The organism is Chelativorans intermedius (assembly GCF_025398255.1).
Classification (GTDB): domain Bacteria; phylum Pseudomonadota; class Alphaproteobacteria; order Rhizobiales; family Rhizobiaceae; genus Chelativorans; species Chelativorans intermedius.
Window position 1 is genome coordinate 180,686 of the sequence record NZ_JAODNW010000010.1, and the last position, 24,801, is coordinate 205,486.

The following is a 24,801-nucleotide window of genomic DNA, read 5'->3' on the forward strand; positions in this document are numbered from 1 at the left end:
CTCAAGCCTCTTTCAGCGCGAACTGCGCGAGCGTCGCCCGCTCGATCTCGATGCCGAGACCGGGGCCGTCGGGGATGCGCACGACACCGTTTTCGTGTTCCAGCGGCGTCTTGACCACGGCCTGCCGGAAGGGGTTCTCCGTGCGGTCGAATTCCAGGATGGGCTCCATGGGTTCGGGCCGCGGCGGATTGGGGGCAAGCGCGGCCATGAACTGAAGGCTGGCCGCAATCTGCACCGCCGTCCCCCACACGTGGGGGACGAGCCGCACGCCGTGCATGGCGGCCAGATCGGCGATGCGGCGCATCTCCGTGAAGCCGCCGGTGCCGCAGATGTCCGGCTGCACGATGTCGACAGCGCGGCTGGCGATGGGCTCGGCCATGCCATAGCGGCCGTGCCACGTCTCGCCGCCGGCCACCGGGATCGGCTGGCCGGCGCGCACGGCGCGATAGGCGTCGAGCTGCTCGGGCAGCACCGGCTCCTCGAACCAGTCGATGCCGTAGGGCGCGGCGCGCCTGCCCAGCTCCACCGCCTCCAGCACGTCGTAGCCGTGATTGGCGTCGATCATCAGGCGCATGTCCGGCCCGATGGCGGCGCGCACCGCCTCGATCACCTTCAGGTCTTCCTCGACCCCGAAGCCGATCTTGATCTTGACCGCGTGGAAGCCTTCCTCGCGGTATCCGGCCACCTCGCGCGCCACGCTTTCCACCCGGTCCACGCCCTCCAGGCGAAAGGAGCCGGTGGCATAGGCTCGCACGCTCTCGCGGAAGCGCCCGCCGAGCAGAAGAGATATGGGCACGCCGAAGCGCTTGCCCTTGATGTCCCACAGGGCGATGTCGATGCCGGAAAGGGCGGTCACGGTCAGCCCTCGCTGGCCCTGGTCGCGCAGCAGGTTGTAAAGCTCCAGCCAGATCTTTTCCGTCTCCAGCGGATTGCGGCCGATCAGCGCCTGTGCATAGGCCCGCACCACCGCCGCATTGGGAAGCGCCGGGCCGAGGCATTCGCCCCAGCCCGTGGTGCCGTCCTCGCAGACAATCTCCACAAGGCAGTGCTGGCGCCGGTCGAAACGCATGGAAGCGCTCTGGAAGGCGCGGTCCAGCCGGTGCTCCAGAACATGGGTGCGGACGTCTGCAATCTTCATGGCTTGTAGCGCGCCACCAGCGCCTCCAGCATGGCCGTCTCCTCCGCCGTCAGATCGGTCAGGGGCGGGCGCACGGGCCCAGCCGCGAAGCCCATGATGCGCACGCCGGCCTTGATCGCCGAAACGGCATAGCCCGCCCCGCGGTCGCGGATCGCCATGAAAGGATAGAAGAACTCGTTGAGGATGCGAAGGGTCGTCCCGCGCTCGCCGGCGCGCAGCGCGGCGTAGAACTCCTGCGCCAGCGCGGGCACGAAGTTGAAGACCGCCGAGGAATAGGTGGAAAAGCCGGCGCCCAGATAGGCTTCGGCGAAGAGCTCGGCCGTCGGCATGCCGCCCAGATAGCTGAGCCTGTCGCCCATCTTCGCCGTGATCTCGCGAACGAGCCCGATGTCGCCCGAACCGTCCTTGAAGCCGACGAGATTGGGGCATTCCTCGCACAGCCGCGCCAGCGTGTCGGGCTTGAGAATGGAGTTGTTGCGGTTGTAGACCACGACGCCGATGGACACGGCCTCGCACACCGCCTTCACGTGGCTGTAAAGCCCCTCCTGGCCGGCCTCGATCAGATAGTGCGGCAACAGCAGGATGCCGTCGGCGCCTGCAGCCTCCGCCGCCCTGGCGATCTCCACCGCCATGCGCGTGCCGTAGCCGCAGCCGGAAACGATGGGCGTCTCACCCGCCGCCTGCTTGGCCGCGCGGACCACGGTCGGCACCTCCTCGGGCGCCAGCGAAAAGAATTCCCCGGTGCCGCCGGCGGCAAAAAGCACGCTCGCCCCGAAGCCCGAAAGCCAGGAGACGTGCTCCCGATAGGGACGGCCGTTGAAGTCGCCATCGGCATCGAACGCCGTCACGGGAAAGGACAGAAGGCCGGCGGCAAGCGCCGACTTCAGCTCAAGGGGGTCCATGGTCTTGTATGTTCCTGTGCTGCGGATCTCGCGTGGATGATACGGCTTATCATATATCTGTCAACAGATGTATGATGTATTGCACAGGCGGCAGGTGCCGTCACCCCTGCGGGCGGAGCCGCGCCCGATAGCGCTGCTGGCTGCCGATCAGATGCACACGCATGGCCTGGCGGGCTGCGTCCTCGTCGCGCGCGGAGACGGCCTCGGCGATTCGCCGGTGCTCCTCCTGGATCTGCAGGAGATATTCCTTCGTCGCCGTCTCGCGGCCCGGCTGCAGCATGGCGCGGGGGATGGCGCTGGGCCCGAGGAGCTCCAGAAACTCGCGGAAACGCGGATTGTTCGTGGCGTCCGCGATGGCCAGATGGAAGGCGCGGTCGGCCTCCAGCGTGGGCCGCCCCTCGGCGATCAGGGCATTGATGTCGTCATAGCGCTCCATGATCGCCTCTTCCTGCGCGGGCGAGCGCCGCTGAGCGGCAAGCGCCGCCGCCTCTATCTCGACGGCTGCGCGCAACTCCAGGATTTCGATGATGGAGGAGATGCGCGCCGTATCCGCAAGCGGGAAGGGCGAGCCGCCGGCCGGCCGGTTGTTGCGCACGAAGACGCCAGCGCCCTGCCGCGGCTCCACCATGTTCTCGTAGCGCAGCGCGGCAATCGCCTCGCGCACCACAGTGCGGCTGACGGCATAGTGGCGCGTCAGCTCGGCCTCGCTGGGCAGTTTCTCGCCCACGGACAGCTCCCCCTCGACGATGCGGCGGCGCAGGTCGTCGCTGACCTTGCTGACAAGGCTGACACGCCCTTCGCGCCGGTGTTCGGCAGCTTCCTCGGCCATCCCCAACCTCTCCCTTCCAAGCCGCAGCATGATTGCACGCCGGCGTGCGTGCCTGTCAACGCGCGGCCTGTCCGATGCATATTGACGCAGCATCTGAAGAGATATTATAAGACAAAAAGGATATATGACAAATATTCCGACTGGGAGGAAACACCATGCACATCAGGACATCCCTGCGCGCTGCGCTCGCCGGTGCGGCCCTTTTCGCCTTTGCCGGCACCGCTGCCGCCGTCGATTGGCGCGGCTGGAACATTCACCCGGAAGGCTATCCCAACACCGTGGCCATGGAACAGTTCGCCGAGGAGGTGGCCGAGAAGACGGAAGGGCGCATCAATCCCACCGTCTACAATGGCGGCGTTCTGGGTGCCCAGCCGGATGCCATCGAGCAGACGCGCAACGGCGCGCTTGACTTCGCCAACTTCAACATGGGCCCGATGGGGCCGATCGTGCCGGCCACCAATGTGCTGTCGTTGCCCTTTCTGTTCGACAGCGTGGAGCACATGCACAAGGTGATGGACGGCGAGATCGGCCAGCGCTTTTCCGACGCGCTTTCCGAATACGGGCTGGTGGCCCTTTCGTGGTTCGATTCGGGCTCGCGCAGCTTCTACAACACCAAGAAGCCCATCAAGACGCCGCAGGATGTGGAGGGGCTGAAGATCCGCGTGATGAACAACGATCTCTACGTGCAGATGGTCGACGCGCTGGGCGGCAACGCCACGCCCATGGCCTATGGCGAGGTCTTCCAGTCGCTGAAGACGGGCGTCATCGACGGGGCGGAGAACAACTATCCCTCCTTCGAGTCGAGCAACCACTACGAGGCGGCGAAATACTACTCCATCACCGACCATCTCATCATTCCCGAATGTCTGTGCATCGCAAAGGCAAGCTGGGACGAGCTGACGCCTCAGGATCAGGAGATCGTGCGCCAGGCCGCCGTCAGGGCCGCCGAGACGCAGCGCCAGCTCTGGGCAGAACGCTCCAAGGCAAGCCGCGAGAAGGTCGAGGCGGCGGGCGTGATCGTCAACGAGGTCGAGGACAAGGCGATGTTCCAGGCGGCGATGCAGCCGCTCTATGAGACCTTCGTCCAGGAGAATCCCGATCTGGAGCCGCTGATTATGGCCATCCGCGAGACGAAATAGGGCAGGCGGCGTCTTGGGGCCGGCGCGGCGATGCCGGCCCCCCGCGCATGGTTCAAGGGGCGCATCATGCAGGAAGAGGATGAGCGGGCCGGCACGCCGGCCACGGCGGAGCGGCTCCTCGACGGTCTGTCCGATCTGTGCCTGCGCGTCGCCGGCGTGCTTCTCGTCGTGCTGATTGCCATCTTCGGCTGGCTGGTCTTCGGCCGCTACGTGCTCAACAGCACGCCCACCTGGGTCGAGCAGGCGGCCCTCATCCTCGTCCTCTACATCACCTTCCTGGGCGCGGCGGTGGGTGTGCACCGCGGCACGCATCTGAGCATCGACTTCATCCGCGAGGCCATGCCGGAGGGACCGCGCGCGGCGCTGCATCTGATAAGCGACGTGGCCCTCATCGCCTTCGGCGCCTTCATGGCCTGGCAGGGGTGGCATCTGGTGGCCACGAACCTGAACCGCAAGGTGCCCCTGCTCGGCCTGTCGGAAAGCTGGCGTGCCGCGCCGCTCATCATCTGTGGCGTGCTGATGGTTCTCTTCGTCTCCGCTGGCCTCTACCGGCGCCTGCGTGCGCCCGGACGCTAGGGCATTTTGCAGCCAGATGGAATCATCTGGCGTCGCAAAAATGTAGCAAAAACAGATAGATGGACCGGATCAGCGTTTCAATGAAACGATGAGCCGGTCTAGAAAGGGCGCACCTTTATGGGTCTTCTCATCCTCTTCGGCCTCTTCTTCGGCCTGATGATCGCCGGCGTGCCGGTGGCTTTCGCCCTGGGGGCGGCGGCGGTCGCCGGCTTTCTCTACGAGGGGCTGCCGCTGTTCGTGGCCTTCCAGCGCATCCTTTCCGGCATCTCGGTCTTCTCGCTTCTGGCGATCCCCTTCTTCATCTTCGCCGGCGAATTGATGATGCAGGGCGGCATCGCCGCCCGGCTCGTGCGCCTGGCGGCCGCGGCCGTCGGCGCCATGCGCGGCGGGCTGGGGGTCGTCAACGTCGCCTCCTCGATGCTCTTCGGCGGCATTTCGGGCTCGGCGGTGGCCGATACGTCCGCCCTGGGCTCCATTCTCATGCCGGTGATGAAGGAGAAGGGCTATGCGCCCGACTACAATGTGAACGTAACCGTCACCTCCTCCATCGCCGGCATCGTCATCCCGCCCAGCCACAACATGATCCTGTTTGCGGTGGCCGCCGGCGGCGTTTCGATCTCCAAGCTTTTCATCGCAGGCATCGTGCCGGGCATCCTCATGTGCCTTTGCCTGGCCATTGCCGCCTATCTGGTGGCCGTGCGGCGCGGCTATGGCGGGGAGGAGTTTCCCGGCTGGGCGGTTCTGGCCTCCAGCTTCGTCTATGCCATTCCCGGGCTTTTTACGGCCGTCATCATCGTTGGCGGCGTGCTCTCGGGCGTCATGACCGTCACCGAGTCGGGCGCCTTCGGCGCCATCTATGCCATCGCCGTCACGGCGCTCGTCTACCGCGAGCTGACATGGGAGAACTTCAAGAAGGCGGTGCTGAAATCGGTCGTCACCACCTCGCTGGTGATGATCCTGGTCGGTTGCGCTTCCGCATTCGCCTATCTGCTCACGCTCTACCGCGTGCCCGAGCTGCTCGCCGGCGCGCTCACATTCGTCTCCGACAATCCGATCGTCATCCTGCTCATGCTCAACCTCATCCTGCTGGCCCTGGGCATGATCATGGACATGGCGGCGCTCATTCTCATCTGCACGCCCATCTTCCTGCCCGTCGCTGTCTCCATCGGTGTCGATCCGGTGCAGTTCGGCATCATCATGATGATGAATTTGGGCCTCGGCCTGTGCACGCCGCCGGTGGGCGCCTGCCTGTTCGTGGGCTGCGTGGTGGGCGGGGTCAAGATCCAGGACGCGGTGAGGACCATCTGGCCCTTCTATCTGGCCATCCTGGTCGCCCTGCTGTTGACGACGTATGTTCCCGCCATATCCATGACCCTTCCGAACATGCTGCAATGAGAGTGCCCATGCTGAAGCGACTTCTCATCACCGGCGCCGGCGGCGGACTGGGCAGGATGGCGCGCCAGCGCCTTGCCCATCTCGCCGAAACCCTGCGCGTCTCCGACATTGCCGATCTCGGCCCCGCCGGTGCCGGGGAGGAGGTGGTGCAATGCGACCTCGGCGACAAGCGCGCGGTGGAGAGCCTCGTCGAGGGCTGCGACGGCATCGTGCACCTGGGCGGCCAGTCGGTGGAGGACAGGTTCTCCGTCATCGCCAACGCCAACATCCATGGCGTCTTTCATGTCTACGAGGCGGCGCGCAGGCATGGCTGCAACCGCATCTTCCTTGCCAGCTCCAACCATGTGGTCGGCCTCTACCGCCAGGACCAGTATCTGGACCACACGGCGGTGCCCATGCCCGACACGCTCTACGGCCTGTCCAAGCATTTCGCCGAGGGGCTGGCGCGGATGTACCATCACCGCTTCGGCATCGAGACGGCGATCGTGCGCATCGGCTCATGTTTTCCCAGGCCCGTCGACCGGCGCATGCTCGCCACCTGGCTCAGCCCCGACGATTTCGTCTCCCTGGTCGAGCGCGTCTTCGCCGTGCCGCGCCTTGGCTGCCCGGTCATCTACGGCATTTCCGACAACGACGACCGCTGGTGGGACAACAGCCATGTCGGCTATCTCGGCTGGCGGCCGAAGGACAATTCGGCCGTCTATCGCGAAGAGGTCTGTGCGAAGGCCCCGCCGCCGGCGAAGGACTCGGTGGAGGCGCTCTATCAGGGCGGCCTGTTCGTGGCCGAACCGATCCGGGAGGAATAGCCGGCGCCTGCGCCGGCGCCGGGCACAAGCGGCAAACCCAGGGCACGAGGAGCGTTCACGATGACGACGCAGACCCGCCATCCGGTTCACCCGGATTTTGCAAGAACCATGACGAGCGCGCAGCTGCGCGAGCATTTCCTCATTGAGGATCTGTTCCGCCGCGGCGAGGCGCGCCTCGTCTATTCCCACCACGACCGCATGATCGTCGGCGGCGTCGCGCCGGTAGGTGCGACCGTCGAGATCTCGCACGTGCCGCAGACGGGCACGGAAAGCCTGCTCGACCGCCGCGAGGTGGGCATTGCCTGTGTGCAGGGTGCCGGTGAGGTGCGCGCTGCGGGCCAGGCACACGCCATGGCCGATGGCGACATGCTCTATGTCGGCATGGGCGCCGGCCCGCTTTCCTTCTCCGGTGAGGGGGCACGCTTCTACCTCGTCTCCGCGCCAGCCCATCGCGCCTGTCCCACGCGCCATATCCGCATCGAAGATGCCGCGCAGGTGGCGCTTGGCAGCACCGAAAGCTCCAACGAGCGCGTCATCTATCAGTTCATTCACCCCGCGGTTGTGGAGACCTGCCAGCTCGTCATGGGCATGACGCGGCTTGGCAAGGGTTCCGTCTGGAACACCATGCCCGCCCACCTGCACGATCGCCGCTCGGAGGTCTATTTCTACCGCGACCTGGCCGAGGGGCATCGCGTCTTCCATTTCATGGGCGAGCCGCAGGAAACCCGGCATCTCGTCGTGGCCAACCATCAGGCGGTGATCGCGCCGAGCTGGTCGATCCATGCCGGCGCCGGCACCGCCTCCTACAGCTTCATCTGGGCTATGGCCGGCGATAATATCGACTACAAGGATGTGGAGATGGTCGAAATCGGAGAGATGAAATGACGTCCTTCGACCTGTCGGGCCGCCGCGCGTTGGTGACGGGTGCCAATACGGGCATCGGCCAGGGCATCGCGGAGGCGCTGGCAGCGGCCGGTGCGCACGTCGTCTGCGCCGGCCGCTCGTCCATGGACGAAACGCTGGAGCGTATCCGGGCCGCTGGTGGCAGCGCCGAGCCGCTGAAGATGGACCTTTCCGATCCCAGGGCGGCCGCCGGCCTGCTGGAAGGCAAGGCGCGGCGCGGGGAGGGGCTCGACATCCTGGTCAACAATGCCGGCATCATCCGCCGTGCCGATGCGGTGGATTTTCCCGAAAGCGACTGGGATGCGGTGATCGACGTCAACCTCAAGGCCGTCTTCCTGTTGAGCCAGGCCTTCGGCCGCGCCGCGCTGGAGCGCGGTCGCGGCGGGCGCATCGTCAACATCGCTTCGGTCCTTTCCTTCCAGGGGGGCATCCGCGTCGCCTCCTATACGGCGTCGAAGCACGGCGTCCTCGGCCTGACGCGCCTTCTGGCCTGCGAGTGGGCGGCGCACGGCATCAACGTGAACGCGATTGCGCCGGGTTACATCGCCACGGCCAACACCACGGCGCTGCGCGAGGACGAGGCGCGCTATCGCGCCATCCTTGAGCGCATTCCGGCCGGCCGCTGGGGCGAGCCTTCCGATCTCGGCGGTGCTGCGGTGTTCCTCGCCTCCGACGCGGCGCGCTATGTTCACGGCGCGGTGCTGCCGGTGGACGGGGGCTGGCTCGCGCGGTGAGGGGCCAGGGCTATTCCACCCGTTCCACCAGCGGGTAGATCACCTGGCCGTCCTCCTCCCCGCGTGGGAACTTGCCGTCCTGGCTTTCCCTGACCGCCAGCTTGTAGCCGGCGGGGCTCGTGCCGATGTGGCGCTTGAACATGCGGGAAAAATAGTAGGCATCGGAATAGCCCACCAGGGCTGCGGTCTCGCTTACCGAATTGCCGCTGGCCAGCAGATTCATCGCCCGTTCCATACGCTTGAATTCCTGGAACTTTCGCGGTGTCCAGCCGATCTGCCTTCGGAACTCGCGCTTGAAATAGTCTGGGTTGTAGGGCGCGTCCGTGACCACCCGCTCGGCGATTTCCCCGTCCAGCGGGTCCGCGGTGATCCGTGTCGCCGCCAGCATGATGGCAAGCGAGATTCCCTCCGCATTGCCCACGGCGCTGACCGGCGGTGCGTTCCAGGCAATAAAGGCGTCCTCCAGAAATGCAATCAGAATGAACATGAACAGGTGGTGCTGGGTGAGCGTCGTCGACGAAGCGGGCGCGATGTCGCGATAATGGTGCACCAGCGGCTCGATCAGCTCCCAGCGCGAAAAGCGCACCGTCCGGCGAATGCGCATCTGCGCGATCAGGTCGTGCTTGCCGAACAGGTCAAGTGTGAAATGCTGCGCCACGCCCGTATAGGCTTCTCCGGAGGCATGCCAGCCCACGAAGCGACTGCCTGCCGGTATCAGCATGGCATCGCCTGGCGTGAGCGTGTGCGCCTCGTCGTCCACCACATAGCTGCCGCTGCCCGTCAGGCAGATGATGAGGTCGTGCACGCTGTTGGACTTGTCGACGCGCCATGTGCGCGAGTGTTGCATCTTGATGGTCGAGCGCGTCAGCGTGAGCTTCAGGGCGCTCTCGGGAATCCCCGCCAGCACGCCACCTTCATTTTTATCCATCATTTTTTCCAGATTTGTCAATTTCAAACCGGCCTTCGCGGTAGGATACTGGCCCCGTTTGATGCGGCAAGCGCAAAATCTGGTCATTCTGGGAGGAGATGACGGTGCCGCCGGCGGAGTTTGCTCCGCCAGCTCCGTTGTGCGGCGCCGTCCTTTGCAAAAGCATGTATGATTTCGCATATGGCAGGGGGGCTGCTCGCTCCACTTTTGGCCGGCTTCGCCGAAAGGGGGCGCGATGATGGGCGGCGAGAGCAGATATCTGGGGCTGGCCTATGTGGCACCCTATATCGCCGGGCTTTTCGTCTTCACGGCGATCCCGTTCGTTGCCTCTCTCTATCTGAGCTTCACCGACTACAATCTGATGCGTCCGCCACGCTGGGCGGGAATCGACAACTATGTCGAGCTGTTCACGCGCGACCGGACCTTCCGCAAGTCGCTGACGGTGACGCTGCTCTATGTGTTCATGACTGTGCCCTTGAAGCTCGCCTTTGCGCTTTTCATCGCCTACATCCTCAACTACCGCCTGAAGTTCATCAATCTCTTCCGCACCGCCTATTATGTGCCGTCCATACTCGGCGGCTCGATCGCCGTTGCGGTGCTGTGGCGCTACATCTTTGCCGATGCCGGGCTCGTGAACATGCTCATCACGGCCTTTGGCGGCGAGCCGGTCAACTGGTTCGGCGATCCGAGCAATGCCCTCTTCACGATCACGCTCCTGCGTCTGTGGCAGTTCGGCTCGGCGATGGTCATCTTCCTGGCCGCACTTCAGAGCATCGACAAGACGCTCTACGAGGCGGCGGCCATCGATGGCGCGGGCAAGTGGCACACCTTCTTTCACATAACGCTGCCGCTGATCACGCCGGTCATCTTCTTCAACCTCATCATGCAGATGGTCCAGGCCTTTCAGGAGTTCAACGGCCCCTATGTCATCACGGAGGGCGGGCCGCTGAAATCCACCTATCTGCTGCCGCTCTACATCTACGAGGAGGCCTTCAAGAAGTTCGACATGGGCTATGCCTCGGCCATCGCCTGGGTGCTCTTCGTCATCATCATGGTGCTGACACTGATCGCCTTCTGGTCGTCGCGGCACTGGGTCTACTACGCGGGCGACAAGCGGAGCTGACCATGGCAGAGCAGTTCACGGTTCACACCACCACGCCCAGCGAAGCCGAGATCGAGCGGGAGAGGGCGCGCACCCTGGCCGAGGGCCGCCGCAAGCACGCGGTCTCCTCGGCGGTGCGCTACGCCATCCTCGCCGGCGTCGGGTTCTTGATGCTCTATCCGCTCATCTGGCTCATCGGCGCCTCCTTCAAGGAGAACGCGGAGATCTTCGCCAATCCCGGCTTCATTCCCGAGGAGCCGACCCTGGACGGATATATCAAGGGCTGGCAGACCTCGACGCCCTACACCTTCGCTACCTTCTTCTGGAACACCTTCCTGATCATCCTGCCGAAGGTGATCGGCACGGCGATTTCCTGCACGGCGGTGGCCTATGGCTTTGCGCGCTTCGAATTTCCGGGCAAACGCATCCTCTTCGCCACGGTGATTGCCACGCTGCTGCTGCCCAATGTGGTCACACGCATCCCGCAATACCTGCTGTTCCGCGATCTCGGCTGGCTGGACACGTTCCTGCCGCTCTGGGTGCCTTCGGCCTTCGCGGGCGACGCCTTCTTCGTTTTCATGCTCATCCAGTTCCTGCGCGCCATCCCGCGCGACATGGAGGAGGCGGCGCGCGTCGACGGTGCCAACACCTGGCAGACACTGGTGTTCATCGTCGTGCCGATGCTGGCGCCGGCACTCATCTCGGTGTGCCTGTTCCAGTTCATGTGGACCATGAACGACTTTCTGGGACCGCTCATCTATCTTTCCTCGGTCGAGAAGTATCCTGTTTCCCTGGCGCTCAAGCTGTCCATCGACACCACGGAAGCCTTTCAGTGGAACCGCATCCTGGCGATGTCGGTGCTGGCGCTTGTGCCCGCGCTCACCGTGTTCTTCCTGGCCCAGAAATATTTCATCGAGGGCATTTCCACCGGTGGATTGAAAGGTTAGGCGCATGGCCCGCTTGCAGATCAGGAATCTCGAAAAGGTCTATGGCAATGCCTTCAAGGCGGTCCATGGCATCAGCCTGGACGTGGCGGACGGCGAGTTCATGGTGCTGGTCGGCCCTTCCGGCTGCGCCAAGTCGACCACCCTCAGGATGATCGCGGGGCTCGAAACCGTCACCGGCGGCGAAATCCGCATCGGCGAGCGCATCGTCAACAACCTGCCGCCCGGCCAGCGCGGCGTCTCCATGGTGTTTCAGAACTATGCGCTCTACCCCCACATGAAGGTGCGCAACAATCTGGCCTTCGGGCTGAAGCTGAAGCGCAGGCCGAAGCCGGAAATCGAGGAAGCGACGCGCGCTGTGGCGCGCATTCTGGAAATCGACCCGCTTCTTGAGCGTTTGCCCAAGCAGCTTTCGGGCGGCCAGGCGCAGCGCGTGGCGGTGGGCCGCGCGCTCATCAAGAAGCCGGATGTTTTCCTCTTCGACGAGCCGCTGTCCAATCTCGATGCCAAGCTGCGTGCTTCCATGCGCGTGCGCATCACCGACCTTCACAAGCGGCTGAAGCGCGAAGGCCAGTCCTCCACCGTGGTCTATGTCACCCATGACCAGACGGAAGCCATGACGATGGGCGACCGAATCTGTGTGATGAAGGACGGCCGCATCATGCAGGTGGCCGATCCCGTCACGCTTTACAACCGGCCGGCGAATGCCTTTGTCGCCGGCTTCATAGGCTCGCCGGAGATGAACCTGATCGAGGGCACTCTGGGTGTCGATGGCGGCATCAATCTGTGCGTTGCCGGCCAGACGCTGGCCTTCGGAGAGGCGCTTGGCGCCCGACTCGAGACGCACGGCCGGAGAACCGTTCTCTTCGGCGTGCGCCCGCAGCACCTGCGCATCGCCGCGCCCGATGAGGCCAATGCGCTGGAGGGACATGTCTCTCACATCGAGTTCATGGGCCACGAGGTCTACCTTCATGTCGACATCGCCGGCATCCGGCTCGTCGTCGTCGTGCCCTCCGAGCAGTACCGCCCTGAAGACATCCGCGACGACCGCATCCGCCTCGCCCCGCGCGAGACGGCTGTTCACATCTTCGATCGGGAGACGGAAAGGAACGTCTCCCTCGCGGGCAACGCCTGAAACCGAAGGAAAAACGGGAGGACTGAAATGAAACGGATGATGACAGCGCTGGCCGTGGTCCTGGCCTGCGGCACGGGCGCCGCTGCGGCGGCAGATCTGCGCATGTCCTGGTGGGGAGGCGACAGCCGCCACGCGGCCACGCAGGCCGCACTCAAGGCCTGCGGCGAGAAGCACGGCCACACGATCCAGCCCGAGTTTACCGGCTGGTCGGGCCATCAGGAGAAGGTGGCCACCCAACTCGCCGGTGGCACCGAGGCCGACATCATGCAAATCAACTGGCCTTGGCTGCCGTTGTTCTCGCTGGAAGGCGACGGTTTCGCCGATCTCAAGGCATTTGCGGACATCATCGACCTGAGCCAGTGGTCGAAGGCCCAGCTCGACAGCGCCACGGTAAACGGCAGGCTCAACGGTCTACCGGTCTCCACCACCGGCCGCGTCTTCTTCTTCAACAAGGCCACCTTCGACAAGGCCGGCCTGCCGTTGCCTTCCGACTGGGGCGAGCTGATTGCCGCCGCCGCCGTCTTCAAGGAAAAGCTCGGCGAGGACTATTATCCCTTCGATGCGCAGGGCGGAGACGGGCTGGGCGCGATCCTCAATGTCTCGCTGGTGACGACACAGATGACGGGCAAGGACCTGGTCGATCCCGAGACCAACACCGTCGCCTGGACGCCGGAGGAGCTGCAGAAGGGCATCGAGTTCAACCAGAATCTTGCGGAAAAGGGCGTCATCCGCGGTTGGAAGACGGTCGCGGCCGGCGGCAATGTGAGCCTTTTCGAGCTTCCCGCCTGGTCGGAAGGAAAGATCGCCGGTTCCTATGAATGGGATTCGACCTACAAGAAGTTCAACGATCCCATTGCCGAAGGTTCGCTCGTTCCCGTGGATATCCTGACCGTCGACGGCGCGGTGACGCAGGGCGTCTACCGCAAGCCCTCCATGCTTTTCTCCATCTCGCGCAACAGCGAGAACCCGCGCGCTGCGGCCCAGATCGTCAACTGCCTGTTGAACGAGCCCGAGGGCATCAACGCCCTGGGCGACACGCGCGGTATTCCGGCAAGCCGTATTGCCGCGCAGACGCTGGCCGAAAGCGGCGCGATCGATCCCAATCTGTTGCAGGCGCACAAGATCGTGATGGAAGCCGAGGGTCCCACGGTCTCTCCCTTCAACGAGCATCCTGACGTGCGCGAGATTTTTGCCGACACGCTTGAGGCCGTGGCCTATGGCCAGATCTCGGCGGCCGAAGCGGCGCAGGAGATTGTCGACGGCGTGAACGACGTATTGGCCGGCTTCTGATCCCGCCCGTGGCGGCGGCCTGCGCCGCCGCCTTCCTTTTCTGCCTGTAATTTTCCGATTGGTTGCCGATGATTCAGCGCCATACCGCTCCCCATGTGCCCATTCTTCCGCCCGCCGGCGCATTTCGCCGCGCAGGGGCGGGGACGGCCCCTCCGGCCTTCGGGAGGGTAGGGGCATGATGGAGTATTTCGACAGCTATGCTGCGGCCTATGCGCCCTACAAGGGCGGCGCCTGGTGCTATGAGGATGGCTGCATCTATCGCGGGCTTGCGCAGCTCCATGCGGCCACCGGCGAGAGGCGCTGGCTTGCCCATCTGCAGCGCCTGGTCGACGCGCAGGTCTCGGCCGGTGGAGAGCTGTCGGGCTATTCGGTCGAGGAGTTCAACATCGACCATGTGCTTTCCGGTCGCGCACTCATCTATCTTCACGGTCTGACCGGCGAGGAGAGATATGCCGCCGGCGCCCGGCTGCTTGCAAGGCAGCTTGCCGCCCATCCCAGAACCCGCTCCGGCGTCTATTGGCACAAGAAGATCTATCCCTGGCAGGTATGGCTCGATGGCCTCTACATGGGTCTTCCTTTCCAGATCGAATATGCCCGTATGACGGGCCGGGCGGCGCTCGTCGAGGATGCGCTGATCCAGCTTCGCACGGCGCTCGTCCTCACCCACGAGGAAGCCACCGGGCTGCCTGTCCACGGCTACGACGAAAGCCGCCGCCAGCGATGGGCCGATCCCCGCACCGGCCGCTCGCCCGCCCATTGGGCGCGCGCGCTCGGCTGGCTCGCCATGGCGCTGGTCGACATTGCGGACCTGATCGGCCCAGCGCGCGCGGAGGAGTCGGGCGTGGCGCGGCAGACCACAGCCCTGCTCCAGCGCATCGCTGCTTTTCGCACGCGGGAGGGCATGTGGCTGCAGGTGATCGACCAGCCGAACCTTTCCGGCAACTACGCCGAGAGCTCGGCCACGGCGATGCTGGCCTACGCCTTCATGAAGGCCGGTCGCCTGGGGTTGCTCGACACAGCCGCAGCCATCGGTCGGGAAAGCCTCGCAGCCCTTTCGCATCGCGCCCTGCAAGCGGATCGGCATGGCAGGCTGCGCTTCGGTGGCATCTGCCAGGTGGCCGGGCTCGGCGGTCCATCAGGCAGCTATCGGAACGGCACGCCCGGTTATTATCTGAGCGAACCCGTCGTCGCCGATGATCCCAAGGGGGTGGGCCCGTTGATGATGGCCAGGGCCGAGGCCCTGCGACTCGGCGACATCCGTAAGCATGGGAAGGAGGCGCGGCGCGCCTCCTGATGCGTCAAAGGCGCCGAGCGATCAGGCCACCTGCGGCGGCCCCGGCAATGCCGCCCACCAGCGCGCCGCCGCTGCCGCCGATCGCGTTGCCGGCCACCGCGCCGCCCACACCGCCGGCAGCCGCGCCGGCAATCGTCTTCTCCGTGGTGGAGCAGCCGGCCACGGCAGCCATCATAGCTCCCAGCAGGCAGAAGGTCGCGAGCTTTTTCGTCATGAAAGCCTCACATGCAATCGAGGGAAGATTGCGCATGATCTGTGAGGGCTTCGGTAAAAATTCGGTAAAATTGGTCGGAGTGGCAGGATTCGAACCTGCGACCCCCTCGTCCCGAACGAGGTGCGCTACCAGACTGCGCTACACTCCGCGACCCGACGGCGGGCTTATAGCGGCCACGCCCTTCCTCTGCAAGCCGAAATGCTTTCGCCCACCGGATAAGCCGGCACTCTCCATCTCCACCGCCAAGATTGCGCTTCGCGGGTCGCAGGCCCGCAGGCGCATAGGGGGCGGAAGCGGCAGCGCCGCGCCGGCCGGCGCGTTCGGGGAGGATGGGCCACCCCGACCGTGGCGACGGCTTCGCTCTCCAACCGGAAGTGACTGCCATGTGGATTCTTCCACTGCATGTCACCCTTGGAATCAGAAAGACCCGGACACGCTGTTCACGCACGCTCCGGGCCAATCTGATCTTCCAGGGAAATGGGGCGCTGGATCAATCCGGCGTCCCGCTCCGGCTCTGTCGCGTTGGCCGCCCGGTTTCCAGGGCTTTGCCAGTGATCGCCATCTGCAGCCCGGCCTCAATAGGGGCTCTCCACGTCGCCGGTTTCCACATAGACAGCCTTGATCTGCGAATAGTGGTCGAGGGCGGTGAGGGCATTCTCCCGGCCGATGCCCGAGTTCTTGACGCCGCCAAAGGGAAGCTCCACCGGCGTCAGATTGTAGGCGTTGATCCAGCAGCTTCCCGCCTGCAGCCGGCCGACCACGCGATGGGCCCTCGCCAAGTCGCGGGTAAACACGCCGGCAGCCAGGCCGAACTCCGTGTCGTTGGCGCGCGCGATGGCCTCTTCCTCCGTCTCGAAGGAGAAGACGCACATCACGGGCCCGAAGATCTCCTCACGCGCAATGCGCATGTCGTCGCGCACCTCGGTAAAGATGGTGGGCTCGACGAAGAAACCCTTCTCGAGTCCCTGGAGGCTGGGCACACCACCGCCAAGGTGCAGGTGCGCGCCCTCCTGCCGGCCCGCCTCGATATAGGAGAGAACCCGCTCGCGCTGCGCGGCGGAGATGAGTGGGCCCAGATGCGTCTCCGGGTCGAGCGGATCGCCCAGCCGGATGGCGCGGGTGCGCGCGGTAAGGCGCTCCAGGAAGCGCGCGTAGATGCCCTTCTGCACGAACACGCGGGTGCCGTTGGAGCAGATCTGCCCGGTGGAGTAGAAATTTCCCAGCATCGCGCCGCCGACGGCATTTTCCACGTCCGCATCGTCGAAGACGAGGATGGGCGACTTGCCGCCGAGTTCCATCGTGGCGTGCTTCATCTGGCTGCCGGCAAGGCCCATCACCTTCTTGCCCGTTTCGACCGAGCCGGTGAGCGAGACCTTGGCAACCCCCGGATGGCCGACGAGTGCCGCGCCCACCTCGCCTGCACCCTGCACGACATTGAAGAGCCCGGCGGGCAGGCCGGCCTCGGTGAGGATTTCGGCAAGCGCCAGCGCGGTGAGCGGCGTGTTTTCCGACGGCTTGAAGATCATGGCATTGCCGGCGGCAAGCGCCGGGGCGGCCTTCCATGCGGCGATCTGGATGGGATAGTTCCACGCCCCGATGCCCACGGTCACGCCGAGCGGCTCGCGCCGCGTGTAGCCGAAGGGACCGCCTAGCTCGATATGCTCGCCATTGTAGACGGCGATGGCACAGCCGAAGAACTCCAGCGCATCCGCGGCCGAGGCCGGGTCGGCCACCAGCGTCTCCTGAAGTGCCTTGCCGGTGTCCAGTGTCTCAAGCCGTGCCAGCTCCGCATTGCGCGCGCGCACAAGCTCTGCCGCCTTGCGCAGAATACGCCCGCGCTCCATGGGTTTCATCTGCGCCCAGGCCGGCTGTGCCGCACGCGCGGCCTCGACGGCGAGCTCCACGATGTTGGGCGTGGCCAGATGCAGCCGCGCGATCGTCTCGGCCGTCGCCGGATAGACGACATCGAGGGCAGCCCCCCTTTCGTCCTCCACGAAGGCGCCGTTGATGTAGTGCGATGCTTTGGGCTGGGCGTGCATGGGGTTGTCTTCCTTGGCGTGACGCATGATCCCGGAGGATGGCAGTCTTTTCCGACGCGAATGCGTCCGAAGGCGCGGTCAGCGGTCCGAAACCTGCCAGCGCGGATTGATCCACGGCTCCTGATTGGACGGCGGCAGCAGCGGTCTGCCGAGAATGTGGTCGGCCGCCTTCTCGCCCACCATGATGGAAGGGGCATTGAGGTTGCCGTTGGTGATGCGCGGGAAAACGGAGGAACAGGCTACCCTGAGGCCCTCGACACCGATCACCCTCAGTTCCGGGTCGACCACGCTCATGGGGTCGTCCGGCGCGCCCATGCGGCAGGTGCCGCAGGGGTGATAGGCGCTTTCCACGTGCTCGCGGATGAAGTCGTCGAGCGCCTCGTCGCTGGTCGCCTCCTCGCCCGGCGCGATCTCGCGGCCGCGATAGGGCGCGAAGGCCGGCTGCGAGAAAATCTCGCGCGTCAGCCGGATGCAATGGCGGAAATCGGCCCAGTCTTCCTCATGCGCCATGTAATTGAAGCGGATTTTCGGCGCGGCCCACGGATCGGGGGAGGCAAGGGTGACATTGCCGCGCGACTTCGAGCGCATCGGTCCCACATGGGCCTGGAAACCGTGCGTCTTCGCTGCCGCCTTTCCGTCATAGCGGATGGCGGCAGGCAGGAAGTGATACTGGATGTCGGGATATTCCACCCCCGCGCGCGAGCGCACGAAGGCCGCCGCCTCGAAATGGTTGGAAGCGCCAAGCCCGCTCTTGAAGAACAGCCACTGGGCGCCGATCAGCGCCTTCGACAGCAGCCCCAGGCTGGAATGCAGCGTAATCGGCTGCAGGCACTCCTGCTGGATATAGAGTTCCAGATGGTCCTGCAGGTTCTCGCCGACGCCCGGCCTGTCCGCCACCACAGCGATGCCATGGCGGCGCAGCTCCTGCGCCGGCCCGATGCCGGACAGCTTGAGCAGCTTGGGTGCGTTGATGGCCGATGCGGCGACGATCACTTCACGCCGCGCCTTAACGACTTGAATCGTCTTGTGAGCTTCGATCTCCACGCCCACGGCGCGTTGATTCTCTATCACAACGCGGCGCGCGAAGCCCCTGACAAGACTCACGTTCTGCCGCCTCAGCGCCGGTTTCAGATAGGCATTGGCGGCAGACCACCGGCGGCCGTTGTGAATGGTCTGCTCCATGGCTGCAAAGCCTTCCTGCTTGGCGCCGTTGTAGTCGTCGGTCAGCTCGAACCCCGCCTGGCGGCCCGCCTCGATGAAGGCATCGTACAACGGATTGCGGCGCGGTCCGCGCTGCACATGCAGGGGGCCTTCCCGGCCACGCCAGCCGTCCTCGCCGGCCTTGGCGTTCTCCATGCGCTTGAAATAGGGCAGCACCTCCGCAAAGGACCATCCCCTGGCGCCGGCCTCGGCCCAATGGTCAAAGTCGCGCGCATGGCCGCGCACATAGACCATGCCATTGATGGAGGAGGAGCCGCCGATCACCTTGCCGCGCGGTGTGGCCAGCCGCCGCCCGCCCAGATGCGGCTCCGGCTCCGTTGTGTAGCCCCAGTCATAGCGCGCCATGTTCATGGGGAAGGAGAGGGCAGCCGGCATCTGGATGAAGGGGCCGGCGTCGCTGCCGCCATATTCGATGACGATCACCGAATGCCTGCCGTCCTCCGACAGGCGGTAGGCGAGCGCCGAGCCTGCCGAGCCCGCCCCGACGATCACGTAATCGGCCTCAGCCATGACGCAGACCTCCTGTACGCAGCGCGACATAATCCTCCACCAGCGCGATTGCCGATGCGGCGTCCGGCGGGCCGTCCTTGAGCGCGCGGCGGATGTAAAGCCCGTCGATCATCGCCGCGATTCCTTCGGCGGTGCGCTCTGCCTCGTCCCGCTCCAGCAACGGCCTGAGCGCGAAGACGAGGTTGGAATGCAGCCGCCGCGCATAGACGCGCAGAAGGCGCCTGAGCGCCGGCGTGCGCTGTGCAGCCACATAGAAGGCCAGCCATGCGGCGATGATCTCCGGCCGGAACTGCTTCTGTGAAAAGTTGACGGCGATGATGGCGCGCACCCGCGCAAGCCCCTCAAGCCCCGTCACCGCCTCGCCCAGGTCCCGCCCCAGCTCGGCCAGGATGTGGCGCATGGTGGCAAGGAGCAGATCCTCCTTGGCGCCGAAATAGTGATGCGCCAGGGCAGGGGAGACGCCGGCGCGGCCGGCAATCTCGGCCATGGTGACTTCGAGCGAGCCGCGCTCGCCGATGGCGTCGATGGCGGCATCAATGAGCGCGCGGCGGCGCAGGGGTTCCATTCCGATCCTGGGCATGGGGATGGTTTATTATTGATTGATTGATCAATCAAGAAAAAAGTGACAGGCTCCGCAGGGAGCGGACGTGCAAAGGCAAGGTGCGAGACCCGCGACCGCGCCATCGCGATGTGTTATCAATGAAAGCCGCACAGGGAATCGGCCATGGCGTCAGTGTCATGCACCCGCCCCGTCGGGCGGAGGGAAGGATGAACAGGACGGCCGTCGTCACCGGCGGTGCCTCCGGCGTTGGCCTTGCCGTGGCCGAGCGCCTTCTCGACGATGGCTGGTATGTGGCGCTCATCGATTCCGATCGCGCTGCGCTTGCCGAGGCGGAGGACCGGCTTGCCGGCGAGGAGGCCGTCTTTCTCGCCGCCGACGTTACCGACGAGGACGAGGTGGCCGAAGCCTTCGATGCGGCGGTGGACGCGCACGGGCTGCTTTCCGCCCTCGTCAACTGCGCCGGCATCCGCCGCGAAACACCCTTCGAGGAGACGAGTGCCGAGCTGTTCCGGCAGCTTCTCGACATCAATCTGGTTGGCACGCTGGTTGCCTCCCAGGCGGCGCTTGCGCGCATGGGCGAGGGGCTGTCGATCGTCAATCTCGCCTCCGTCAGCGGCCTGCGCGCCAATGGCGGCAATGCCGCCTATGGTGCCTCGAAGGCCGGCGTGAAGCTGATGAGCGAGGTCATGGCGCTGGAGCTTGCCGCGCGCGGCGTGCGCGTCAATTGCGTGGCCGCCGGCCTGGTGGAGACCTCGCCATCCGCGTTCGACGAGGATATGGAGCGCCGGCGCGCCTGGCTCGCGGCAACGCCCCAGCGCCGCGCCGCCGAGCCGGGAGACATCGCCGCGGCGGTTGCCTATCTGCTTTCGGAGGAGGCGGGCTTCGTCACCGGCCATACACTGGTGGTGGATGGCGGCTTCTGCGTGGCCGATCTCTCGCGCCCCGACTGAGCCGATGCCGTTCCCCATGGCGCGATGCGGCCGAAGCCGGGAAGCTTGAGCGCCGGGCGCAGAATGTCGATGCCGGCCACAAGCCCCAGAAAGTTGATCTCCAGCCCCGTGTCGCGTCCCAGCGCAAGCCCCGCATAGCCGCCCAGGGAGAGGCGGTAGTCCGTCCAGTCCGCATCGTGCTCGAACACCAGAAGGCCCGGGCGATAGTCGCGGCCGATGGCGTGGGGCGGCAAGGAGGCGCCGAGTGCGGGCACGGCGTTCAGCACATGCGCGACGAAGGAGTTTGAGTTCGGACCCGGCCAGATCACGTAGTCGCCGGGCCGGGACCACGGATAGCGCTCGATGGCCGCGCGCACCTGCGGCATCAGCCGTTCGGCCTGCGCGCCCGTCACAGCCTTCACCACAAAGGGCGGGTTGGAATACCACAGCCCGTCGGGCGGATGGGCGTTGCGGCGCACCGGCCGGCCCCAGCCCACCTTCTCGTAGCGTTCATAGGCGCCGCCCTGCGGCTTGAGCACGATCCAGCTATGCACGGACAAAGCGCCCTTCATGCCGCCGGTGCGTGCCGCCAGCACATAGATGGCCGCTTGCGGGTCTTCCTTGGCAGGTGGCAGCAGGCCGGAGGCGCTCCAGTCCGCCGTGCGCCAGGAAGAGGGGCGTTCCTTCACCGCCCACCAGCCGGCGAAGACACCCGCAGGCAGAAGGAAAAGGAAGAGAACAAGGATCGCAAGACGCTTGATTTTCCGCACGGCACCCGTTCTTTACCCCATGCCTGTAGCGGCATACAGCAAAATGATCCCTGCAATCGTGGTGAGAGCATGGCAAATCCCATTCTGGTCGAGGCGCTGCGCGGCGGCGTCGTGGAAAGCCGCCATCGCGGCGCTGTCGCGGTGGTCGATGCCGATGGCGGCACGGTGCTTTCCCTCGGAGAGGTGGAAAGGCCCGTCTTTCCCCGCTCGGCGGTAAAGGCCATCCAGGCTCTGCCGCTCATCGAAAGCGGCACCGCCGATGCCTTGCGTTTCGGCAATCGCGAGATCGCGCTTGCCTGCGCCTCGCACACCGGCGAGCCGGCGCATGTGGAGCTGGCGCGCGCCATGCTCGCCCGCGTCGGCCTCGACGAAACCGCCCTCGAATGCGGCGCCCACTGGCCCACCAGCCATGAGGCGACGATCGCGCTCGCCCGCCAGGGCGGCTCACCGGGGGCGCTGCACAACAACTGTTCGGGCAAGCATTCGGGCTTTCTGTGTACCTGCGTTCAGGCTGGCATCGACCATCGCGGCTATGTGGGCCAGGGCCACCCGCTCCAGGACATGGTGCGCGAGGCGCTGGAAGGGGTGACGGGCGCCGTCCATGCCGTCGATGCCTGCGGCACGGATGGCTGTTCCATCCCCACCTATGCGGTGCCGCTGATGGCGCTGGCGCGGGGTTTCGCGCGCATGGCGTCCGGCGCCGGCCTTTCTGCGGCCCGCGCCGCCGCTGCGAAGCGCCTCTTCGCCGCCTGCACGGCCGAACCGTTCTATGTGGCCGGCACCGGCTGCGCCGACACGGCGATGATGCAGGCAGGCGGCGGCCGACTCTTCACCAAGGGCGGCGCGGAAGGTGTCTTTTGCGCCGCCATTCCCGAGTTGGGCCTCGGCATTGCCATCAAATGCGATGACGGTGCGGGGCGGGCGGCCGAGGTGATGATCGCCGCTACCCTTGCCCGGCTTCTGCCCGAGGGAGATCGCCTGCGCACCGCGCTTGCGGCCATGGCCGAGCCGACGCTGAAGAACTGGCGCGGCATCGAGGTGGGTGGCCTGCGGCCTGCCGGCCCGCTTGCCCCGCAGCGCCCGGCGGACATGACTCGATGATCCGGTTCGGCTAACGTCCAAAAAAAGTGGGGGGCGAAGGCAGGAGAAGCAGTCATGCGCTGGAGAGGGCGCCGTCAGAGCACCAATGTCGAGGATCGCCGCGGGCGCACCGCCGGCCGGCCCTTCCCAGGCGGGCGAATCCGCCTGCCCATCGGCCGGGCAGGTGGCGGAAAGGGTGGCCTGTCCACCATCGTCATTCTCGTCATCCTGTTCTTCGGCCTGCGTGCCGTCGGCATCGACCCTATGGAGATGCTGGCCGAGAATCCTGCTGCGGGCGGCGGTGCCGTCCAGCGCAGCGCCGCCAATGACGAGATGAGCCAGTTCGTCCGCGTGGTCCTGGCCGAGACCGAGGACGTCTGGCACGACCTTTTCTCGGCGCAGGGCGCCACCTATCCCGAGCCTGCGCTTGTCCTGTTCGCCGGGCACATTGGCTCGGCCTGCGGCTTTGCCTCCTCCGCGGTGGGACCCTTCTATTGCCCGACCGACAGCAAGGTCTATCTCGATCTCGATTTCTTCGATCAGCTTGCGCGCCGTTTCGGCGCCGCCGGCGATTTCGCCCGCGCCTATGTGGTCGCCCACGAGGTGGGCCATCACGTGCAGAACGTCATCGGCGTGCTGCCGCGTTTCAACGAGATGCGGCGCAGCATGAGCCAGGCCGAGGCCAACGCCATGTCCATACGCGTGGAGCTGCAGGCCGATTGCTTCGCCGGCATCTGGGCGCACCATACGGCGCAGAAGGGGCTGCTCGAGGAAGGCGATATCGAGGAGGCGCTGAACGCGGCCCATCAGATCGGCGACGATACGCTGCAGCGGCGCACCCAGGGCTATGTGGTGCCCGAAAGCTTCAACCACGGCACGTCCGAGCAGCGCAAGTACTGGTTTGCCCGCGGCCTCGAAACCGGCCGGCTGAGCGCCTGCGATACCTTCAACGGTCCGATCTGAAGCCCTGAGCGTGCGCCTTCAGCGTTCTGCCAGTGCCGGCTCTCCCCGCCGCTCGCGGATGAGATTGGCAAACCGGCGGAAGAGATAGTGCGAGTCCTGCGGCCCGGGAGAGGCTTCCGGGTGGTGCTGGACGGAGAAGACCGGCCGGCCCTTCAGCGCAATCCCGCAATTGGAGCCGTCGAAGAGGGAGACGTGCGTCTCCTCCACGCCGTCCGGCAGGCTCTTTCCATCCACCGCGAAGCCGTGATTCATCGACACGATCTCCACCTTGCCGGTGGTGTGATCCTTGACCGGATGGTTGGCTCCATGGTGGCCCTGGTGCATCTTCACCGTTCTGGCGCCAAGCGCCAGCGCCAGCATCTGATGCCCGAGGCAGATGCCGAAGATCGGGATGTCGTGCTTCAGAAGCTCGCGGATCATCGGCACCGCATATTCGCCCGTCGCCGCGGGGTCGCCCGGCCCGTTGGAGAGGAAGATGCCGTCCGGCTTCATGGCCAGAATGTCCTCCGCCGTGCTGGTGGCCGGCACCACCGTCACCTCCGCGCCCAGGCTTGCAAGCAGTCGCAGGATGTTGCGCTTCACGCCATAATCGACGGCGACGATGTGCATCCCGGTTTCGTCGGCGGTGCCGAAACCCTCGTCCCACACCCACGGCGTCTCCTTCCAGGTGGAGGACTGGCCGGAGGTCACCTGCTTGGCCAGGTCCAGCCCGACGAGACCGCTCCATGCCCTGGCTTCGGCCTTCAGCGTCTCGATGTCGAACTGTCCATCCGGCGCGTGGGCGATGACCGCGTTGGCAGCGCCCTTCTCGCGCAGAAGCGTGGTCAGCGCCCGTGTGTCCATACCCGAAAGCGCCACGATGCCGCGCCGCTTCAGCCACGCATCCAGATGCTCGCCCGCGCGGTAGTTGGACGGCCCGGTGACATCGGCGCGGAAGATGGCGCCCACCGCACCGGCGCGCTGGGCGGGGTGCAGGTCCTCGATGTCCTCGTCATTCGCCCCCACATTGCCGATATGCGGAAAGGTGAAGGTGACGATCTGGCCGGCATAGGAGGGATCGGTGAGAATTTCCTGGTAGCCCGTGAGTGCGGTGTTGAAGCAGACCTCGCCCACCGCCTTGCCGCTCGCACCCAGCCCCATGCCCTCGACCACCGTGCCGTCGGCCAGCACCAGGAGCGCCGTTGGCTTGGTTTCGCTCCAGGGGGCGCTTGTCGTCGCCATCTCAAATCTCCATCTTATAGGCTGGCCTTGAAATATTGCCCGCACTGGGTCATATGGCCCGGCACGACAGACCGGGAGACGGTGCGAAACCGCAAACCGGGCAAACACGATGCGGGCCCATGCGGGCGCGGACAATAGAGGATGGCCAGCACGCGGTCAATCGCCGCGAGAAAATGG

At 65.5% G+C, this 24,801-nt stretch carries 24 protein-coding genes and 1 tRNA gene; 14 read left to right on the forward strand and 11 right to left on the reverse strand.

The annotated features are described in order from the left end of the window. Position 1: 1 nt before the first annotated feature. From NYR58_RS09940 to NYR58_RS09950, 3 genes are all read right to left on the reverse strand, one after another. Complete coding sequence (locus tag NYR58_RS09940) at positions 2 to 1,138, reverse strand: mandelate racemase/muconate lactonizing enzyme family protein (protein WP_261520438.1); 1,137 nt, start codon at positions 1,136 to 1,138, stop codon at positions 2 to 4. After that, positions 1,135 to 2,040 carry a 5-dehydro-4-deoxyglucarate dehydratase gene (gene kdgD / locus NYR58_RS09945; RefSeq protein ID WP_261520439.1) on the reverse strand — a complete coding sequence of 302 codons (906 nt, stop codon included), beginning with the start codon at positions 2,038 to 2,040 and terminating at the stop codon, positions 1,135 to 1,137. The genes NYR58_RS09940 and kdgD overlap by 4 nt, the downstream gene beginning before the upstream one ends. A 100-nt stretch (positions 2,041 to 2,140) precedes the next feature. Next, positions 2,141 to 2,869, reverse strand: a complete 729-nt coding sequence (locus tag NYR58_RS09950; RefSeq protein WP_261520440.1) for a FadR/GntR family transcriptional regulator — start codon at positions 2,867 to 2,869, stop codon at positions 2,141 to 2,143. 155 nt (positions 2,870 to 3,024) lie between these two features. On the opposite strand from NYR58_RS09950, the gene NYR58_RS09955 reads away from it, so the two are divergent. The 6 genes from NYR58_RS09955 to kduD all read left to right on the forward strand — a co-directional run bounded on the left by NYR58_RS09955 (position 3,025) and on the right by kduD (position 8,422). Next, positions 3,025 to 4,008 carry a TRAP transporter substrate-binding protein gene (locus tag NYR58_RS09955; protein WP_261520441.1) on the forward strand — a complete coding sequence of 328 codons (984 nt, stop codon included), beginning with the start codon at positions 3,025 to 3,027 and terminating at the stop codon, positions 4,006 to 4,008. 30 nt (positions 4,009 to 4,038) lie between these two features. Then, positions 4,039 to 4,584, forward strand: coding sequence for a TRAP transporter small permease (locus NYR58_RS09960; protein ID WP_261520442.1), 546 nt, complete (start codon positions 4,039 to 4,041; stop codon positions 4,582 to 4,584). 117 nt (positions 4,585 to 4,701) lie between these two features. Next, positions 4,702 to 5,979: a TRAP transporter large permease gene (locus NYR58_RS09965; RefSeq protein WP_261520443.1), complete on the forward strand. Its 1,278-nt coding sequence runs from the start codon at positions 4,702 to 4,704 to the stop codon at positions 5,977 to 5,979. Positions 5,980 to 5,987: 8 nt separating this feature from the next. Further along, positions 5,988 to 6,785 (forward strand): NAD-dependent epimerase/dehydratase family protein, encoded by a 798-nt coding sequence (locus NYR58_RS09970; protein WP_261520444.1) that lies wholly within the window; start codon positions 5,988 to 5,990, stop codon positions 6,783 to 6,785. Positions 6,786 to 6,845: 60 nt separating this feature from the next. Further along, the gene (kduI, locus tag NYR58_RS09975; protein WP_261520445.1) at positions 6,846 to 7,670 is read left to right on the forward strand and encodes a 5-dehydro-4-deoxy-D-glucuronate isomerase; all 825 of its coding nucleotides are present in this window, start codon (positions 6,846 to 6,848) and stop codon (positions 7,668 to 7,670) included. Beyond that, complete coding sequence (gene kduD / locus NYR58_RS09980; protein ID WP_261520446.1) at positions 7,667 to 8,422, forward strand: 2-dehydro-3-deoxy-D-gluconate 5-dehydrogenase KduD; 756 nt, start codon at positions 7,667 to 7,669, stop codon at positions 8,420 to 8,422. The genes kduI and kduD overlap by 4 nt, the downstream gene beginning before the upstream one ends. A gap of 10 nt (positions 8,423 to 8,432) precedes the next feature. Here kduD and NYR58_RS09985 read toward each other — a convergent pair whose 3' ends face one another. Continuing rightward, positions 8,433 to 9,350, reverse strand: coding sequence for a helix-turn-helix domain-containing protein (locus NYR58_RS09985; RefSeq protein WP_261520447.1), 918 nt, complete (start codon positions 9,348 to 9,350; stop codon positions 8,433 to 8,435). A gap of 238 nt (positions 9,351 to 9,588) precedes the next feature. Between NYR58_RS09985 and NYR58_RS09990 the strand changes: the two genes are divergently transcribed. The 5 genes from NYR58_RS09990 (at position 9,589) to NYR58_RS10010 (ending at position 15,115) form a co-directional block, all read left to right on the forward strand. After that, positions 9,589 to 10,473 (forward strand): carbohydrate ABC transporter permease, encoded by an 885-nt coding sequence (locus tag NYR58_RS09990; RefSeq protein ID WP_261520448.1) that lies wholly within the window; start codon positions 9,589 to 9,591, stop codon positions 10,471 to 10,473. A 2-nt stretch (positions 10,474 to 10,475) separates the two neighbouring features. Next, on the forward strand, positions 10,476 to 11,399 hold the full coding sequence (locus tag NYR58_RS09995; RefSeq protein ID WP_261520449.1) for a carbohydrate ABC transporter permease: 924 nt from the start codon (positions 10,476 to 10,478) through the stop codon (positions 11,397 to 11,399). A 4-nt stretch (positions 11,400 to 11,403) separates the two neighbouring features. Further along, positions 11,404 to 12,531, forward strand: a complete 1,128-nt coding sequence (locus NYR58_RS10000) for an ABC transporter ATP-binding protein (protein WP_261520450.1) — start codon at positions 11,404 to 11,406, stop codon at positions 12,529 to 12,531. A 27-nt stretch (positions 12,532 to 12,558) separates the two neighbouring features. Next, positions 12,559 to 13,821, forward strand: a complete 1,263-nt coding sequence (locus tag NYR58_RS10005; protein WP_261520451.1) for an ABC transporter substrate-binding protein — start codon at positions 12,559 to 12,561, stop codon at positions 13,819 to 13,821. Positions 13,822 to 13,996: 175 nt separating this feature from the next. Next, on the forward strand, positions 13,997 to 15,115 hold the full coding sequence (locus tag NYR58_RS10010; RefSeq protein WP_261520452.1) for a glycoside hydrolase family 88/105 protein: 1,119 nt from the start codon (positions 13,997 to 13,999) through the stop codon (positions 15,113 to 15,115). Between the two features lie 4 nt (positions 15,116 to 15,119). On the opposite strand, the gene NYR58_RS10015 is transcribed toward NYR58_RS10010, so the two are convergent. From NYR58_RS10015 to betI, 5 genes are all read right to left on the reverse strand, one after another. Beyond that, entirely contained in the window at positions 15,120 to 15,329 is a 210-nt protein-coding gene (locus NYR58_RS10015) for a hypothetical protein (RefSeq protein WP_261520453.1), read from the reverse strand. Between the two features lie 71 nt (positions 15,330 to 15,400). Continuing rightward, a tRNA-Pro gene (locus NYR58_RS10020) sits at positions 15,401 to 15,477 on the reverse strand. Positions 15,478 to 15,904: 427 nt separating this feature from the next. Then, a complete protein-coding gene (gene betB, locus NYR58_RS10025; RefSeq protein WP_261520455.1) occupies positions 15,905 to 17,368 on the reverse strand; it encodes a betaine-aldehyde dehydrogenase in 1,464 nt (487 codons plus the stop codon). Between the two features lie 78 nt (positions 17,369 to 17,446). Further along, positions 17,447 to 19,099 (reverse strand): choline dehydrogenase, encoded by a 1,653-nt coding sequence (gene betA / locus NYR58_RS10030; RefSeq protein ID WP_261520456.1) that lies wholly within the window; start codon positions 19,097 to 19,099, stop codon positions 17,447 to 17,449. After that, a complete protein-coding gene (gene betI / locus NYR58_RS10035) occupies positions 19,092 to 19,679 on the reverse strand; it encodes a transcriptional regulator BetI (protein ID WP_261520457.1) in 588 nt (195 codons plus the stop codon). Before betI ends, betA begins: the two co-directional genes overlap by 8 nt. Positions 19,680 to 19,867: 188 nt before the next feature. Here betI and NYR58_RS10040 point away from each other — a divergent pair, with 188 nt between their 5' ends. After that, a complete protein-coding gene (locus tag NYR58_RS10040) occupies positions 19,868 to 20,611 on the forward strand; it encodes an SDR family NAD(P)-dependent oxidoreductase (RefSeq protein WP_261520459.1) in 744 nt (247 codons plus the stop codon). Here the strand turns inward: NYR58_RS10040 and NYR58_RS10045 are convergent. After that, entirely contained in the window at positions 20,518 to 21,360 is an 843-nt protein-coding gene (locus NYR58_RS10045) for a DUF3750 domain-containing protein (RefSeq protein WP_261520460.1), read from the reverse strand. The two genes, NYR58_RS10040 and NYR58_RS10045, sit on opposite strands and share 94 nt — an antisense overlap. A gap of 69 nt (positions 21,361 to 21,429) precedes the next feature. Here NYR58_RS10045 and NYR58_RS10050 point away from each other — a divergent pair, with 69 nt between their 5' ends. Both NYR58_RS10050 and ypfJ read left to right on the forward strand, forming a co-directional pair. After that, positions 21,430 to 22,461, forward strand: coding sequence for an asparaginase (locus NYR58_RS10050; protein ID WP_261520461.1), 1,032 nt, complete (start codon positions 21,430 to 21,432; stop codon positions 22,459 to 22,461). Between the two features lie 54 nt (positions 22,462 to 22,515). Then, positions 22,516 to 23,403, forward strand: coding sequence for a KPN_02809 family neutral zinc metallopeptidase (ypfJ, locus tag NYR58_RS10055; RefSeq protein ID WP_261520462.1), 888 nt, complete (start codon positions 22,516 to 22,518; stop codon positions 23,401 to 23,403). 18 nt (positions 23,404 to 23,421) lie between these two features. Here the strand turns inward: ypfJ and carA are convergent, their stop codons facing one another. Then, a complete protein-coding gene (gene carA, locus NYR58_RS10060; protein ID WP_261520463.1) occupies positions 23,422 to 24,624 on the reverse strand; it encodes a glutamine-hydrolyzing carbamoyl-phosphate synthase small subunit in 1,203 nt (400 codons plus the stop codon). Positions 24,625 to 24,801 lie beyond the last annotated feature (177 nt).

What these genes read in the sequence shown, in the direction of transcription:
- betI (WP_261520457.1), bottom strand. Translation starts at nt 19,679, where the DNA reads ATGCCCAGGATCGGAATGGAACCCCTGCGCCGCCGCGCGCTCATTGAT.
- kdgD (WP_261520439.1), bottom strand. Translation starts at nt 2,040, where the DNA reads ATGGACCCCCTTGAGCTGAAGTCGGCGCTTGCCGCCGGCCTTCTGTCC.
- NYR58_RS09990 (WP_261520448.1), top strand. Translation starts at nt 9,589, where the DNA reads ATGGGCGGCGAGAGCAGATATCTGGGGCTGGCCTATGTGGCACCCTAT.
- carA (WP_261520463.1), bottom strand. Translation starts at nt 24,624, where the DNA reads ATGGCGACGACAAGCGCCCCCTGGAGCGAAACCAAGCCAACGGCGCTC.
- betA (WP_261520456.1), bottom strand. Translation starts at nt 19,099, where the DNA reads ATGGCTGAGGCCGATTACGTGATCGTCGGGGCGGGCTCGGCAGGCTCG.
- NYR58_RS09985 (WP_261520447.1), bottom strand. Translation starts at nt 9,350, where the DNA reads ATGGATAAAAATGAAGGTGGCGTGCTGGCGGGGATTCCCGAGAGCGCC.
- NYR58_RS09955 (WP_261520441.1), top strand. Translation starts at nt 3,025, where the DNA reads ATGCACATCAGGACATCCCTGCGCGCTGCGCTCGCCGGTGCGGCCCTT.
- kduI (WP_261520445.1), top strand. Translation starts at nt 6,846, where the DNA reads ATGACGACGCAGACCCGCCATCCGGTTCACCCGGATTTTGCAAGAACC.
- NYR58_RS10040 (WP_261520459.1), top strand. Translation starts at nt 19,868, where the DNA reads ATGAACAGGACGGCCGTCGTCACCGGCGGTGCCTCCGGCGTTGGCCTT.
- NYR58_RS09960 (WP_261520442.1), top strand. Translation starts at nt 4,039, where the DNA reads ATGCCGGCCCCCCGCGCATGGTTCAAGGGGCGCATCATGCAGGAAGAG.
- NYR58_RS09970 (WP_261520444.1), top strand. Translation starts at nt 5,988, where the DNA reads ATGCTGAAGCGACTTCTCATCACCGGCGCCGGCGGCGGACTGGGCAGG.
- NYR58_RS09950 (WP_261520440.1), bottom strand. Translation starts at nt 2,869, where the DNA reads ATGGCCGAGGAAGCTGCCGAACACCGGCGCGAAGGGCGTGTCAGCCTT.
- betB (WP_261520455.1), bottom strand. Translation starts at nt 17,368, where the DNA reads ATGCACGCCCAGCCCAAAGCATCGCACTACATCAACGGCGCCTTCGTG.
- kduD (WP_261520446.1), top strand. Translation starts at nt 7,667, where the DNA reads ATGACGTCCTTCGACCTGTCGGGCCGCCGCGCGTTGGTGACGGGTGCC.
- NYR58_RS10005 (WP_261520451.1), top strand. Translation starts at nt 12,559, where the DNA reads ATGAAACGGATGATGACAGCGCTGGCCGTGGTCCTGGCCTGCGGCACG.
- NYR58_RS10000 (WP_261520450.1), top strand. Translation starts at nt 11,404, where the DNA reads ATGGCCCGCTTGCAGATCAGGAATCTCGAAAAGGTCTATGGCAATGCC.
- NYR58_RS09965 (WP_261520443.1), top strand. Translation starts at nt 4,702, where the DNA reads ATGGGTCTTCTCATCCTCTTCGGCCTCTTCTTCGGCCTGATGATCGCC.
- NYR58_RS10050 (WP_261520461.1), top strand. Translation starts at nt 21,430, where the DNA reads ATGGCAAATCCCATTCTGGTCGAGGCGCTGCGCGGCGGCGTCGTGGAA.
- NYR58_RS09995 (WP_261520449.1), top strand. Translation starts at nt 10,476, where the DNA reads ATGGCAGAGCAGTTCACGGTTCACACCACCACGCCCAGCGAAGCCGAG.
- NYR58_RS09940 (WP_261520438.1), bottom strand. Translation starts at nt 1,138, where the DNA reads ATGAAGATTGCAGACGTCCGCACCCATGTTCTGGAGCACCGGCTGGAC.
- NYR58_RS10010 (WP_261520452.1), top strand. Translation starts at nt 13,997, where the DNA reads ATGATGGAGTATTTCGACAGCTATGCTGCGGCCTATGCGCCCTACAAG.
- ypfJ (WP_261520462.1), top strand. Translation starts at nt 22,516, where the DNA reads ATGCGCTGGAGAGGGCGCCGTCAGAGCACCAATGTCGAGGATCGCCGC.
- NYR58_RS10015 (WP_261520453.1), bottom strand. Translation starts at nt 15,329, where the DNA reads ATGACGAAAAAGCTCGCGACCTTCTGCCTGCTGGGAGCTATGATGGCT.